The sequence below is a fragment of the Bacillus sp. JJ783 genome, from assembly GCF_036963225.1.
Taxonomy (GTDB): Bacteria; Bacillota; Bacilli; order Bacillales; family Bacillaceae_G; genus Bacillus_A; species Bacillus_A cereus_U.
Map to the genome: position 1 here is coordinate 1 of NZ_JBALMG010000048.1, position 11,953 is coordinate 11,953.

Genomic DNA, 11,953 nt, shown 5'->3' on the forward strand with positions numbered 1-11,953 from the left:
TAGAGGGGTTAGGATGTATTTAATATACATCCTAACCCCTCTATCTGTTTATTATGTTGTTTGTATACTATTAATTAGGAGATAGATAAAACCTCGACTAATTAAAGTTTCACTGACCTTTTTGTTTTTATGGAATTATTCAAATATGAGGGTCTGTTTAAGGTTTTAGTAACTTAGAAACGATTTGAGGAATTTGATTAGCTGGTGAAACCGTATTAAGTGCAACTAGATGCTCCATCGCAATATTCATCCCGTACGAAGGCTGCCTAGCATGCATACTTAAAACACTCGTACCAATACGCATAATAGATACTCCTTATAAATTGATATAGTCAGTGATCTAAAGCTAATAAACGGCTATGAAAAGAGGACTTATGCTTACTTTATCTTTGTGTTTTAATACACGGGACGAGGGCAAAATAAGCCTTGACCGCTTCTAAACACGGCTGGAGCTTCTCTCCAGGCTAAAAAAAGCTTTTAATCTATTTATATAGAAAAAACAAACCTCTCTGTAAGCAGAGAGGTTTGTTCATGAAGCTAACTCAAATGGCTTATTGTAATAATTTAGAAACCATTTGTGGAGTTTGGTTTGCTTGAGAAAGCATGCTAATACCAGCTTCGTTCAAGATCTTGAACTTAGTCATTTCAGACATTTCTTTCGCCATGTCAGCGTCTTCGATTTGAGAAGCAGCTGAAGCCATACTAGATTGTTGGCTCTTCAGATTGTTTACATTAAAGTCTAGACGGTTTAATGTAGCACCTAAAGTTGCACGATTAGAAGCTACCATTGTAAGAGCAGCATCGATGCTGCCAATAGCAGCTAAAGGATCATCGCCATTTGTTGTGTCAGCAGCTGTAGTACCAATTGCAGTTGCATATGCAGCTTGAATCTCATTTGCTCTATCGTCTTTATCACCAGCTGCAGCTGCGGAATAGCTATTAAATGCATTTTCTACGTTTTGGACTTGTGCTTTATCAGTAATAAATCCTTTTACCTTATCAAATGCATCTTTAGCGTTTTGAACATCTAAATCTAAAGTTGCAGCAGTTTGGCTAGTAGTTTTAAGGCGATCAGTCGTATTTTTTGCAAGATCAAGAGCGGCTTGCGTTAATTTTTCACTTCCGATATTAACCTTATCAAGGCCAAGTTTATTTAATGTAACAGCTTTTAAGTCAATGTTTATTCTTTTTGTACTTTGGTCAGTATCAAGTGTTTGAATTTTTATTATGCCATCCTGATTTAATAATGGTTTGTCGTTAAATTCTGTATTTTCTGCAATATAAGTGATTTGTTCTTTTAATTGATCAAACTCTTTATTTAAGGCAATTTTATTGTCATCTGTATTTGTTTGATTCGCAGATTGGTTGGCGATGTCACGCATACGAAGTAAAATGTTAGATACTGAGTTTAAAGCGGAATCAGCTGTACGGATTAATGCCATGCCGTTTTGCGTGTTATCAGCAGCTACTCCTAAACCGTTTTCACGTGCACGCATACGAGTTGCGATAGCAAGACCTGCTGCATCGTCAGAAGCGTTGTTGATACGTTTACCGCTTGATAAACGGTCCATAGCGTTGCTCATTTTATTTTGGTTTTGGCGCATGTATTCTTGCGTACGCATGCTATTAATATTTGTATTAATTCTCATAATAAGAACCCCCATTTTTTTATATTGACTTTTCTGTTAATTACAAAACGGTAATATACAAAAAAAACAATTTCGAATTTATTGTAATCCTTGCTATAACGGGTGTCAACTGAAAATTTGAATTAATAAATATAAAAAAATAACAGTTTAACAATGTAGTCATTTTTTTATTGCAAAGGATTATTGCAAACTTTTTTAAAAAACTCTAATATTAGATTATCTTTGTTTATCGAAAAGGTGATATTATGGTAGTTGGAAATATAGTAAAAGAAGTTCTTGCATATAAAAAAGGACAAATTCAGCAAAAGTTAAGTAGTCCGCAGGCGTTCGTTAGTAGTCGTTTTCAAGATCAATTGCAGAGTGAACCTGCGAAGGAGACGAAGGTTACTCCGCAAACGGCAAAAGTAGAAGATATGAGTCAGCCGGTACAATCTATGAAAATAGAAACGGTTGTTAATAAACCGGTAGAGCCTATAAAAGTAGAGGAAACGAGTAAGCTTGAGGAGACGGAGAAAGCTGAAACGAAGAAAGTGGATGAAGTGCAAGTCGCGCAAAAAGAGTTTGAGCGACGTTTCCCAGAAACGAAAAATGAGCCTGCTGATACGTGGGGATTAACGAATAAGTATAATATTCAGAAAATACGTTCTTCAAATGAGGGTAAGTATGAGGATATTATTGATCGCGCTAGTCGTACATATGGAATTCCGAAAACATTAATTCAAAAAATGATTGAAGTAGAGTCTAATTTTAATCCGAAAACGGTGTCACATGCAGGAGCGATGGGGCTTATGCAACTTATGCCAGCGAATGTGAAAGAGATGGGTATAAAAAATCCATTTTCACCAGCTGAAAGTATTGAAGGCGGCGTGAAAGAATTAAGTGGTTATTTAAAGAAAAATAACGGTGATTTAGTATTAGCGCTTGCTTCTTATAATGCTGGTCCTGGTAATGTGAGAAAGTACGGAGGTGTACCTCCATTTAAAGAAACGCAAGGATATATTAAAAAAATATTAAATATCGACGTTTCGAAATAAGAAATTTCATTTATATATAAAGAGAATATGGAATTTTCGTGAACATGATATGGGAGTTGGCTAGATTGAAATTACAAGATGATATTCCGTTAACAATTTATTTTGAAATCGGAAATACAAAAAAGAAAATTGAAGATCTGCTTCATATTACGAAAGGTACATTGTATCGTCTTGAAAATTCAACAAAAAATACGGTGCGTCTTATGCTTGAGAATGAAGAGATTGGAACCGGAAAGATTTTGACGAAGAATGGAAAAATGTACGTTGAAATCGTTGAATTGAAAAGGTAGGGAAGGGGATTTTCATGAGTGGCGATAAATTAAGCCAAGAGCAAATTGATGCCCTGCTGAAGGCGGTAAATGAAGGCGAGGAAATGCCAGCTTTCGCACAAGAAGCAGGGAAGCAAGATAAATTTCAAGAGTATGATTTTAATAGACCGGAGAAGTTTGGTGTTGAGCATTTACGTAGTTTGCAAGCAATTGCGTCGACTTTTGGCAAACAGACGTCACAGACGTTGTCAGCTCGTATGCGTATTCCGATTGAACTAGAGCCTTCGACCGTTGAACAAGTTCCGTTTACGAGTGAGTATGTGGAGAAAATGCCGAAAGATTACTATTTATATTGCGTTATTGATCTGGGCCTTCCAGAGCTTGGAGAAATCGTAATTGAAATTGATTTAGCGTTCGTTATTTATATTCATGAATGCTGGCTTGGCGGAGATAGTAAGCGTAACTTTACGATGCGTAGACCGTTAACTGCGTTTGAGTTTTTAACGCTTGATAATATATTTGCTCTTCTTTGTAAAAATTTACAACAATCATTTGAAAGCGTTGTTGCGATTGAACCGAAGTTTGTAACGACGGAGACAGATCCGAATGCGCTGAAGATTACGACAGCGAGCGATATTATTTCACTATTAAATGTAAATATGAAAACAGATTTTTGGAATACGACAGTTCGTATCGGTATTCCGTTCTTATCTGTTGAAGAAATTATGGATAAGTTGACGTCTGAAAATATTGTCGAACATTCTTCGGATAAGCGTAAAAAGTATACGTCTGAAGTAGAAGTGAAAGTAAATCAAGTGTACAAGCCTGTTCACGTTGCGATTGGTGAGCAAAAGATGACAATGGGCGAGATTGAGCAAATTGAAGAAGGCGACATTATTCCGCTTCATACGAAAGTAACAGACCAACTACGTGGTTATGTAGATGGAAAACATAAATTTAATTGTTTTATCGGGAAAGACGGAACGCGTAAGGCGCTCCTATTTAAAAGTTTTATAGAGTAGGAGGATTTATATGAAGCATGAAGTATCTCCTGTGTCATTAATGGGATTAGAAGAATTTGCCGGGAAGCGAAATGAAGCGGGGAAGGCGCATATTGATACCGTTTCAGATATTTCAATTGAACTTGGAGTAAAGCTTGGGAAGTCATCTATTATGCTTGGTGATGTGAAGCAATTAAAAGTTGGCGATGTTCTTGAAGTAGAGAAAAATTTAGGACATAAAGTAGATGTATATTTAAGTGATATGAAAGTCGGTATTGGTGAAGCGATAGTAATGGATGAGAAATTTGGCATTATTATTTCTGAAATTGAAGCTGATAAGAAACATGCAGCGCTTATGAACGCGCAAAATCAAATGCAGGATAAAGAGTAGAGGAGGAGTCATATGTCGTATATGACGACCTTATTTCAAGTCGTTTTACTGTTTGGTGCGCTCGGCTATGGTGCATATTATATGACGAAAAAGACGCGCAAACAGCAGTTTTTTAAGCAAGGTGAAAACGGACACATTCAAGTGAAAGACGGCGTGTATTTAAATCATCAAACGAGCGCCTTTTTGTTTGAAGTCGACGGAAAGCAAGTGTTCACTGTTATTAGTAATAACGGTGTACAATCTGTGCAGTTAACAGGGACAGGAAATCAGTTTCAACAAGCGCTAGAAGACGCGGTGAAGAGTGAAACGAAAAAAGTAGAGGATCCATCATGAGAATAAAGAAACAGTTATCGTTATTTGCCGTTATTTTCGCATTTTCTATTATTTTTTCATTTGTTTTTGCAAATCCAGCGTATGCAGCCCCGAACGGCTTTATTAATTTCGAAAATGGAAAAGAGTTTACGAGTAATTCAAGTGTACAACTATTCGCGCTCGTTACCCTTCTATCATTATCTTCTTCTATCGTTCTTTTATTTACGCATTTTACTTATTTTATGATTGTTCTTGGGATTACTCGTCAAGGGCTTGGAGTTATGAATTTACCACCGAACCAAGTGCTTGTTGGACTCGCATTATTTTTATCGCTGTTTACGATGCAGCCAGTGCTTGGTCAATTAAAGAGTGATGTGTGGGACCCGATGACGAAAGAAAAAATAACAGTAAGTCAAGCTGCGGAGACGACAGCTCCGATTATGAAAGATTATATGTCGAAGCATACGTATAAGCATGATTTGAAAATGATGCTGAAAGTGCGCGGAGAAGAGTTGCCGAAAGATTTAAAGGATCTTTCACTGTTTACGCTTGTGCCATCCTTTACGTTAACGCAAATTCAAAAAGGTTTACTTACAGGGATGTTCATTTATTTAGCGTTTGTCTTTATTGATTTAATTATTAGTACACTTTTAATGTACCTTGGGATGATGATGGTACCGCCGATGATTTTAAGTTTACCATTTAAAATACTCGTTTTCGTATATTTAGGTGGATATACAAAAATCGTCGATATTATGTTTAAGACGGTCGCCTGAAGCGTTTGATGCTATGTGATAGGAGTCATATAAATGAATACGTCACCAATTATAGATATTTTCCAAACCTTTTTTTATAAAGGGGTTATGATTTTAATGCCGATTGCCGTTGTAAGTATGATTGTCGTTATTATTATCGCGGTTATTATGGCGATGATGCAAATTCAAGAGCAAACGCTGACGTTTTTACCGAAAATGGCGAGTATTGTGCTCGTTATTATCATTTTAGGTCCGTGGATGTTTCAAGAGTTAACGATGCTTATTTTAGATTTATTTGATAAAATCCCATCGCTATTGCGTTCGTACTAAGATAGGTGAACTGAAATGAATATGGAATTATGGGCGGCGACGTTTTTTGCTTTTTGTCGCATTACTTCATTTTTATATTTTCTACCGTTTTTCTCAGGCCGATCAATTCCGGCGATGGCAAAGGTTACATTTGGACTCGCTCTTTCGATTACAGTGGCAGATCAAGTGGATGTCTCTCACATAAAGACAGTTTGGGATGTAGCAGCTTATGCAGGAACGCAAATTGTAATTGGGTTATCACTTTCAAAAATTGTAGAGATGCTGTGGAACATTCCGAAAATGGCAGGGCATATTTTAGACTTTGATATCGGTTTATCACAGGCAAGTTTATTTGATGTAAATGCAGGATCACAGTCTACTTTACTATCAACAATTTTTGATATATTTTTTCTTATTATTTTTATTTCACTTGGCGGTATAAATTATTTCGTTGCCACGATTTTAAAGTCGTTTCAATATACAGAGGCGATTTCAAAATTGTTGACGACTAGTTTTTTAGATAGTCTACTCGCAACGTTATTATTTGCGATTACATCAGCGGTCGAAATTGCGTTGCCGCTTATGGGCAGTTTATTCATCATTAACTTCGTTCTTATTTTAATCGCAAAAAATGCACCGCAATTAAACGTTTTTATGAATGCGTACGTAATTAAAATAACGTGTGGTATTTTGTTTATTGCGATGAGTGTACCGATGCTCGGTTATGTGTTTAAAAATATGACAGACGTATTACTGGAAGAGTATACGAAACTATTTAACTTTTTCTTAACGAAGTAGGGGGACGCGCATGGCAAAGGATAATAAAACAGAAAAGGCCACCCCGCAGAAGCGTAAAAAATCGCGTGAAGAAGGGAATATCGCCCGGAGTAAAGATTTAAATAATTTATTTTCCATTCTTGTATTAGCAGTTGTCGTTTACTTTTTCGGAGATTGGCTCGGTTATGAGATCGCGAATTCCGTAGCGGTACTGTTTGATCAAATTGGAAAAAATACAGATTCGACCGAGTATTTTTATTTAATGGGCATATTACTTCTGAAAGTATCGGCTCCTATATTAATACTTGTATATGCTTTTCACTTGTTCAATTATATGATTCAAGTTGGTTTCTTATTTTCTTCTAAAGTAATTAAGCCGAAAGCATCACGTATTAATCCGAAAAACTATTTTACGAGATTGTTTAGTCGTAAAAGTTTAGTAGATATTTTGAAATCACTGTTTTATATGGGATTAATCGGTTACGTTTCGTACGTTCTCTTTAAAAAGAATTTAGAGAAGATTGTTAGTATGATTGGATTTAACTGGACAGCGTCACTTACTGAAATTATTAGCCAAATTAAATTTATCTTTTTAGCCATTTTAATTATTTTAATCATTCTTTCTATTATTGATTTCATTTATCAAAAATGGGAGTACGAACAAGATATTAAGATGAAAAAAGAAGAAGTGAAACAAGAGCATAAAGATAATGAAGGGGACCCGCAAGTAAAGGGGAAACGAAAAAACTTTATGCATGCTATCTTGCAAGGGACAATTGCGAAGAAGATGGATGGTGCAACGTTTATTGTGAACAACCCGACGCACATTTCGGTTGTGCTTCGTTACAATAAACAAGTTGATGCAGCGCCTATTGTCGTTGCAAAAGGGGAAGATGAGCTCGCATTATATATACGAACGCTTGCCCGTGAACAAGAAATACCAATGGTGGAAAACCGTCCGCTTGCTCGTTCTTTATATTATCAAGTTGAGGAAGACGAGACGATTCCAGAAGATTTATACGTAGCTGTAATTGAAGTTATGCGCTATTTAATTCAAACGAACGAACTTGAAGTATAATAGCGCGTTTGGAGGGGATCTCTTTGTTTAAGATGGATTCTGCAAGAACCTATTTTTCTATCTTTTTAGCAGCGTCATTCGTTGTGGCGCTCTTAATTCCACTTCCACCATTTATACTTGATATCGTTATCGTTTTTCTACTAAGTATGTCAGTGCTTATTTATATGCGAGCTACAAGTATTAACGAGTGGGATGAATTAAAGTCATTTCCGACGATGTTGTTATTAATCGGGATTTTCCGCGTATCGATTAACGTTTCGACGACGCGAGCGATTTTAACAGACGGAAATGCGGGTCATGTTATTGAAGAGTTTGGCCAGTTCGTAATTGGCGGGAACTTATTAATTGGTATCGTTATTTTTATAGTTTTAATCATATTCCAGTTTATCGTTGCAAACGGTGCGTCTCGTACTGCTGAAGTTGCAGCTCGTTTTACACTTGATTCTTTACCAGGGAAACAAATGTCTATCGATGCTGACTTGAATCAGCGTCTTATTACAGAAAAAGATGCACAGGCAAAACGAAAAAAATTAAATATGGAAACAGAGTTTTACGGAGCGATGGATGGTGCTGGAAAGTTCATTAAAGGGGACGTTATTTTCGGGATTGTCATTTTATTTGTAAACATTATTTTCGGTTTAATTGTTGGTATGATGCAGCAAGGAATGAGCTTTGCAGATGCGGCTATTCACTATACACAGTTAACTGTCGGTGACGGAATCGTAAACCAAATCGGTTCGTTAATGCTTGCGATTTCAACAGGGATTATCGTAACGCGAGTATTTGACGGTTCATCTGATACAGTAACTGAAGGAATCTTTAAAGAGTTATTAGCGCATGAAGTTGTTGTATATGCGCTTGGTGGTTTATTTATCGCAATGGGTGTTTTTACACCGTTACCATTTCTACCATTTGCTCTCGTTGGAGGCACGATTGTTTTCTTAGGAGTTCGTAATAAAAAGCGAATAAAGAAAGAAAAAGAAGACGAGCTTCAAAAAGAATTAGAGATGATTCAAGGCGATGAAGAGCAACTGCAACAAGTGGAAGATTCATTCGGAGTCTTTACGGATAAATATCCAATTATTGTAGAGCTCGGATTAGATTTAGCGGCACTTGTAAAGCAGAAGATTAACGGGGAAACAGCTCGAGATAAAGTTGTTCTTATGAGGAAGTCAATTATTACCGACCTTGGTATTAACGTTCCTGGAATTAACTTTAAAGATAATACGAGCTTTAGACCACGTGGACGTTACATTATTCGTATTAAAGGTGCAAAGGCGGCTGAAGGTGTTTTAAAATCAGGTTATTTATTAGCACTGAAAACACCGAACGTAATGGCTGATTTAGATGCAGAACCAGCGAAAGATCCAATTTTCGGCGAAGATGGATATTGGATTTTGGAGCATATGGTACAAGATGCACAAATGAAAGGCTATCAAGTGTTAGAGCCGCTTAGCATATTAATTACACATTTAGATGTTGTCGTTAGACGTAACCTTCATGAGTTAATTCAGCGTCAACATGTGAAAGATTTAATTCAATCGCTGGAAACTGATAATGGCGTTTTATTAGAAGAAATTAAGAAGAAAGAAATCGATTTATCACTTGTTCAAAATGTTATTAAACAACTGCTGAAAGAAGGAATTTCAATCCGTGATTTACCAACGATTATTGAAGGTATTATTGACGGGAAAGAAATTTATCAAAACCATGTTGATGGTGTAACGGCGTTTGTTCGTGAATGTATTTCAAAAGTTATTTGTGAGAGTGCGAAAAATCCGGATGGAAAAATTTATGCAGCGCTTTTCGCTGATTCAATCGAGTTAGATGCGGATGTTGTTAATAATTCATACCAAGGTTATTTATTAAACTGGGATTTAGATTTAGAAACGCGAGTAGTAGAGCAAGTACAGCGCGTTTTTAAACAAGCTCGTTTAATGGGAAGAGAGCCAGTATTATTAACACGCAGAAAAGATTTCAGGTTTGCGATTGTGAGACTTCTTGAACGTTATCAAATAGAAGCTAAAGTATTATGTATTAGTGAATTAGCACCAGAAATTGTTGTAGATCAAATTGCTTATATTGAATAGTAGGGGGTGAAGTAATGGAAAGTACAGAAAAAAAAGAAGCGTTAATGCGAATAAAAGCAGCTTCGAAAAATGAATTGTATCGAAAGTTATTTGACCAATATGGTACAGATTATTACTACGTTGTCGATGAAAGTGTAAAACGAAACATCCCGTTTTTTTGGAAGAAGAATTATGAAATGTTAGTCGCTTTTCCTGAAGATAAACAGGAAGAAAGTAACGAAGGCATAGCTCAGTTTCATGACCAATTAATGGATGTTGTAAATGAACCTTCAGAAGAAATTGTGAAGGCAAATGGAATTCAATCGGTATTGCACAATTTAGAAAACGTAACGACTTCTATGCCGTACGCAGCGATGCAAACAGGAAATAGTGAAGAATGGGCAAGAAAAAAAGAGAAACTATTACAACTGTTTGAAAAAGGGATTGTCGTTGTGAAACGTACGGAAGAGGCGAAAGCAACGAAAAAACAGCCTGCTGTGAAACAAGCTATTCCTGTCAAGAAAGAAGAGGTAGTTGTTAAAAAAGAAAAGCAGGAATCTGTGCCCTTTATTATTCAAAAAGTAATTCGGATGTTAGAACAAAACGATGTGGAACAATATTTCATTCATGCATATGCTGAAAAGTTAAAAGTGAAGTTTGAGAATGCAACGATGATTACGGAAGAGGAAGTCATCGGATACATATTGGAAGATATGAGATCTCATTTCAATACTGAAAACGTATTTGAAAAAGAAGTACAAACGATTGCATTAATCGGTCCAACTGGCGTTGGAAAAACGACGACACTTGCGAAAATGGCATGGCAGTTTCACGCTAAGAGAAAAACAGTTGGTTTTATTACGACAGACCACTCTCGCATTGGAACAGTGCAGCAATTACAAGATTACGTAAAAACAATTGGGTCAGAAGTAATCGCTGTGCGAGATGAAGCTGCAATGACAAGGGCGCTCACTTATTTTAAAGAAGAAGCACGCGTCGATTATATATTAATAGATACAGCCGGGAAGAATTATCGTACGTCAGAAACGGTTGAAGAAATGATTGAAACGATGGGACAAGTAGAGCCAGATTATATTTGCTTAACATTATCAGCTTCTATGAAAAGTAAAGACATGATTGAAATCATTACGAACTTTAAAGATATTCATATTGATGGTATCGTGTTTACGAAATTTGATGAAACAGCGAGCAGTGGTGAATTGTTGAAAATTCCAGCTGTATCATCAGCTCCAATTGTATTAATGACAGATGGACAAGACGTGAAGCAACATATACATATCGCTACAGCTGAACATTTAGCAAAACAAATGTTACAAACATCGTAAGAAGAGAGGTGAAGAATAAGGCACTTGCCTTATTCAAACGAGTATGAATGGTCTTTATATAGGTTCTATGGGTATGATGAATTACATGCAGCGTTTAAATGTACACTCTAATAACGTCGCAAATGCCCAAACGACAGGATTTAAAGCAGAAAACATGACTTCTAAAGTATTTGATGTGCAAGACGCATATCGCCGCGGAGATGGATCGGCGACAAATATCGGTTCGGCCGATTACGCTGTCGTACCAGCTGCGACACATGTGAATTTAGCGCAAGGAAATGTACAAATTACAAATAGTGCTACAGATTTCTTTTTAGACGACGGTGCGGCTGGCACATCATCATTTTTCGTTACATCTAAAAATGATGAAACACTTTTAACGAGAGACGGTAGTTTCACATTAAATAGTGATCGTTATTTACAAACATCTGCAGGTGCTTATGTTATGGATGTAAATAATGAACGTATTCGTATTCCTGAAAATGTGGATTTCTTCGTATCTAATAATGGAGAAATTTATAGAGAAATTAACGAGGGAACTCTGCAAAAACCAGATATTAAGAGAATAGTAATTGCACAGTTGCAAACGAAAACAGTCGATGCAGAAACGAATGCTCGACTCGTACAACGTGAAAATAAAAGTTTTACACTAGCAGAAGGAAACGTTGTCGATTTACCGAACGGTACAGGGGCAGTACGTAATTATATGCTAGAAAATTCAAATGTGGATATGACGAAAGAGATGGCAGATTTAATGACGAATCAAAAAATGATTCAGGCATCGCAGCGCATCATGACCTCGTTTGATAAAATTTATGAAAAAGAAGCGAATGAAATATTGAGATAAAGGACTTCCCATTAGTGGGAGTCTTTTTTTGTTGCTTTTCTTTCAGTTACACCATAAAATGATAATGATTATCAATATCGATGTGATTTAAAAAGAATGGAAGTTGGATTGTATCA

Annotated in this window: 14 protein-coding genes; 12 read left to right on the forward strand and 2 right to left on the reverse strand. The window is 36.4% G+C overall.

The features are described from left to right. Positions 1-157 precede the first annotated feature (157 nt). Together V7038_RS10540 and V7038_RS10545 are read right to left on the reverse strand one after the other, a co-directional pair. Positions 158-304 (reverse strand): hypothetical protein, encoded by a 147-nt coding sequence (locus V7038_RS10540; protein WP_335470129.1) that lies wholly within the window; start codon positions 302-304, stop codon positions 158-160. Positions 305-551: 247 nt separating this feature from the next. After that, the gene (locus V7038_RS10545) at positions 552-1,649 is read right to left on the reverse strand and encodes a flagellin (protein WP_070146384.1); all 1,098 of its coding nucleotides are present in this window, start codon (positions 1,647-1,649) and stop codon (positions 552-554) included. A 245-nt stretch (positions 1,650-1,894) separates the two neighbouring features. Between V7038_RS10545 and V7038_RS10550 the strand changes: the two genes are divergently transcribed. From V7038_RS10550 to V7038_RS10605, 12 genes are all read left to right on the forward strand, one after another. Next, the gene (locus tag V7038_RS10550; protein ID WP_098988064.1) at positions 1,895-2,683 is read left to right on the forward strand and encodes a lytic transglycosylase domain-containing protein; all 789 of its coding nucleotides are present in this window, start codon (positions 1,895-1,897) and stop codon (positions 2,681-2,683) included. Between the two features lie 65 nt (positions 2,684-2,748). Beyond that, positions 2,749-2,973, forward strand: coding sequence for a flagellar motor switch protein FliN (locus V7038_RS10555; protein WP_000775712.1), 225 nt, complete (start codon positions 2,749-2,751; stop codon positions 2,971-2,973). 14 nt (positions 2,974-2,987) lie between these two features. Next, positions 2,988-3,974 (forward strand): flagellar motor switch protein FliM, encoded by a 987-nt coding sequence (gene fliM / locus V7038_RS10560; RefSeq protein ID WP_070146385.1) that lies wholly within the window; start codon positions 2,988-2,990, stop codon positions 3,972-3,974. A 10-nt stretch (positions 3,975-3,984) separates the two neighbouring features. After that, positions 3,985-4,344, forward strand: coding sequence for a flagellar motor switch protein FliN (locus V7038_RS10565; RefSeq protein ID WP_070146386.1), 360 nt, complete (start codon positions 3,985-3,987; stop codon positions 4,342-4,344). Between the two features lie 12 nt (positions 4,345-4,356). Beyond that, complete coding sequence (locus V7038_RS10570; RefSeq protein ID WP_000121176.1) at positions 4,357-4,677, forward strand: hypothetical protein; 321 nt, start codon at positions 4,357-4,359, stop codon at positions 4,675-4,677. After that, the gene (locus V7038_RS10575; protein ID WP_070146387.1) at positions 4,674-5,432 is read left to right on the forward strand and encodes a flagellar type III secretion system pore protein FliP; all 759 of its coding nucleotides are present in this window, start codon (positions 4,674-4,676) and stop codon (positions 5,430-5,432) included. The genes V7038_RS10570 and V7038_RS10575 overlap by 4 nt, the downstream gene beginning before the upstream one ends. A gap of 33 nt (positions 5,433-5,465) precedes the next feature. Beyond that, complete coding sequence (locus V7038_RS10580) at positions 5,466-5,741, forward strand: flagellar biosynthetic protein FliQ (protein WP_002011993.1); 276 nt, start codon at positions 5,466-5,468, stop codon at positions 5,739-5,741. A 15-nt stretch (positions 5,742-5,756) separates the two neighbouring features. Continuing rightward, the gene (locus tag V7038_RS10585; RefSeq protein ID WP_001055697.1) at positions 5,757-6,518 is read left to right on the forward strand and encodes a flagellar biosynthetic protein FliR; all 762 of its coding nucleotides are present in this window, start codon (positions 5,757-5,759) and stop codon (positions 6,516-6,518) included. A gap of 10 nt (positions 6,519-6,528) precedes the next feature. Next, positions 6,529-7,575, forward strand: a complete 1,047-nt coding sequence (gene flhB / locus V7038_RS10590) for a flagellar type III secretion system protein FlhB (RefSeq protein WP_070146389.1) — start codon at positions 6,529-6,531, stop codon at positions 7,573-7,575. A gap of 23 nt (positions 7,576-7,598) precedes the next feature. Continuing rightward, a complete protein-coding gene (gene flhA / locus V7038_RS10595; RefSeq protein WP_070146390.1) occupies positions 7,599-9,665 on the forward strand; it encodes a flagellar biosynthesis protein FlhA in 2,067 nt (688 codons plus the stop codon). 14 nt (positions 9,666-9,679) lie between these two features. Continuing rightward, positions 9,680-10,990, forward strand: coding sequence for a flagellar biosynthesis protein FlhF (flhF, locus tag V7038_RS10600; RefSeq protein ID WP_070146391.1), 1,311 nt, complete (start codon positions 9,680-9,682; stop codon positions 10,988-10,990). 43 nt (positions 10,991-11,033) lie between these two features. Then, entirely contained in the window at positions 11,034-11,837 is an 804-nt protein-coding gene (locus V7038_RS10605; protein WP_070146392.1) for a flagellar hook-basal body complex protein, read from the forward strand. The last annotated feature ends 116 nt before the right edge of the window (positions 11,838-11,953 follow it).